This is a genomic window from Kordia jejudonensis (genome assembly GCF_001005315.1).
GTDB classification, from domain to species: Bacteria; Bacteroidota; Bacteroidia; order Flavobacteriales; family Flavobacteriaceae; genus Kordia; species Kordia jejudonensis.
Genome location: NZ_LBMG01000122.1, coordinates 1 through 2299 on the forward strand (window position 1 = coordinate 1; position 2299 = coordinate 2299).

2 protein-coding genes are annotated in these 2299 nt (G+C 37.7%); both read left to right on the forward strand.

The window, feature by feature from the left end; all coding sequences use genetic code 11:
* Positions 1–502: condensation domain-containing protein (locus tag AA089_RS22855; RefSeq protein ID WP_046759345.1), on the forward strand; the 502-nt coding region annotated here is incomplete at its 5' end.
* Between the two features lie 29 nt (positions 503–531).
* Positions 532–2299 (forward strand): condensation domain-containing protein (locus tag AA089_RS22860; protein ID WP_046759346.1); only part of this gene is annotated, 1768 nt, incomplete at its 3' end.

Sequence of the window (2299 nt, forward strand, 5' to 3'; positions counted from 1 at the left end):
TGGTTGGTTTACAACGGTATATCCTGTGAGTATAGATATCAGATCGAAAGACGAAATAGGAACCCTAATCGCCGATACAAAAGACATGCTCCGAGCAATTCCAGAAAAAGGAATAGGGTACAGTGTACTTCGTTATTTAGGAGATCAAGAAACGCAAGAAAGTGTAACGGCAGACTATCAAGAAATCATCTTCAATTACTTAGGAAGTTTTGACAATAGTGTGTCTAAAGAAGCGGATAGTTTGGTTGGTTTTGCAGCTGAATCCGCAGGCGAATCCATCAGTACATCAAACCAAAACCCACATCGCATTGCCATCAACAGCATGGTTGTCAATAACACTTTACAACTCGATTGGAGCTACGATAGCAAGCGTTATCACAAAGAAACCATACAAAACATAGCAGACAACTACATTGCTGCATTACAACATATTATATCACATTGTAATGAATTTTTCGATCACGAAGAAGAAGATCAAGACTTTGAAATTTCTTTAATCTAACCGAAACAATTCATTAAAAACCACACCACATGGAGACCAAAAATATTCACGAAATCATTGAATTTCTAAAAAGTAATGGCATTACATTATTTGTAAAAGAAAATCAATTAGGCATCAAAAGAAAAAAAGGAAGTGAAATTTCAGATGATATCTTAGCGACGATAAAGTCAAACAAAGAACAACTGATTTCAGTACTTAGCAGACAAAAAAGTCAGTCGCGAAACAAAATAAAAACGGCAAGTGATTACGGTTTGCCAGTGAGTGTCACAAACAAAGAATTGGCAGATTTTCTAAAATTACCAGCACATCAAAGTGATATTTCCGATATATATGCGCTGACTCCATTGCAAGAAGGATTGCTATTTCACAGTCTCTACGAAAACAATACTTCGGCATACATTGTACAATTTCAATGTGATTTAATAGGGACATTTTCAAAAGCCTCGTTCGACAAAGCTTGGGCGTATCTAATAGAAAAACATACCATTTTGCGAACGGCAATCTTTACGGAAGCGCTCGATATTCCTGTACAATGTGTATACAATCGTGTGGAAATGCCAGTTACGGAAATCGATTTCAGCAAACACTCCGAAGATGCTAAAAATAAAGAAGTAGCCGAATTTCTAGAAAAAGATAGAACAGCAGGTTTTCCACTAGAAAAAGCACCATTATTTAGGGTTACCTTACTCAACTTAGGCAACAATCGTACACGAATGGTATTTACAAACCATCATATTTTGTGGGATGGATGGTCATTCTCAAGTCTTATGGGAAGCTTCATGGCGTGCTACAAACAACTGGAAGACAACGGAACGCTGCCAAAAGTTACACTAGACGATTATGGTGCGCACATTCGTAGAATCTCAGGAAATAACGATAGTATTGGATTGGCTTACTGGAAAAATTACTTGTCAGATGTCACTTCGCCAACCTATTTTCCGTTCATAAACGATGTAGCCAAACGCAACAAAATATTTGGAAATACTGATGATTTACTCGTGTTACCAAAAGATTTCAGTACTAACATAAACACTTTTGCCGAACAAAACAGAATCACGGTAAACACTTTATTACAAGGAGTTTGGTTGTACTTACTGTCCAAATATACTGCGCAAGAAACGGTCGTTTTTGGTGCTACAGTTTCTGGACGTGATTCCAATGTCAAAGGAATAGAAGACAAAGTTGGATTGTACATCAACACAATTCCAGTGTGCAGCCACGTACACGATAATGTAAAAATTGCTGACTGGTTGCAAACCATTCAAAAAGAACACACCATTGCGCGTGAAGAACACAGTTACCTTCCATTGAGCAGTGTGGAATCGCAAAGCAACATCAAAGGTTCACTATTTGATAGTATTCTCGTATTTGAAAACTATCCTGTGGAGGAAATTCTAACGGAATCAAAATCGAGTTTCGAAATAGAAAATGTAGAAGAAACAGAAAGTACAAACTACACGTTGGCAATAAGTGCCGCGCAATCGGGCAATGGACTGGCAATCAACTTTATGTATAACGATACCATTGTTTCGGTGGAAAGCATTACAAAAATCAAAAACCACTTGCAAACGCTACTGAAAAGCTTCTTACATGGCGCGGAATACATTGGCGATTTAGAATATCTGACGACTGATGAACATACGGAATTATTGGACTTGTTCAATACCACTTCCGTAGAATATACGCAGACAGCTACCATCAGGAGCTTATTCGAAGCACAAGTTGCTAAAACGCCAAATGCAACGGCAATCGTGTTCAAAGATGAAAAACTAACCTATCAAGAACTTGATGAACAAT